Here is a 584-nt window from a genome sequence, read left to right as displayed (position 1 = left end):
ACAGCGTTGGAATCGATTCTTGCACGTTCGACGCTAACCAAAGACCTTCTATCGCAATACCGGCTAATTTCCGAAGTCGGTATAGATTTCATTTTTTAGCAGAACGTCACAGCACACCCAATCCGACCGACCCAGCGCGCTTTCGATAGTTCTACCACCTTCAACCCTCCCGTCAACCTCCGACTCACCAGCGCGGTCGGATTTGTGGTGCTGCGCATTGTTCGCTCTATTACAAATTTGAGCTTTCCGATAGATTTTCAAGAACGGCCCCACTTAGAAGAATCAGAAAAATTAAGAGCACAATGAAGAGTGCTCCAAACTGAACGATTCGGTGGAAATCTGCTCTTCTTTCTAGTTTTTCGTCTCCTATTGCTATGTAGTCCCTTCGCCAAATCCATTTCAAGGTTGACCATTGCTGACACAGAGACCCTTTGAAGAGGTTTGGAAAATGCTCTAGCGAAAGACTTGGATAGTTACTTCGCATGAACCACCTGAATCGCCATTTCTCAATTAAAGCAAAGGTGAACACAACGATGTAGACCACTAAGAGACTAGTCAAGATTGCCTGATAAGTCGACATTTTA

This window comes from Roseibacillus persicicus (assembly GCF_014651675.1).
Classification (GTDB): domain Bacteria; phylum Verrucomicrobiota; class Verrucomicrobiia; order Verrucomicrobiales; family Akkermansiaceae; genus Roseibacillus; species Roseibacillus persicicus.
This window is presented reverse-complemented; position numbering follows the sequence as displayed.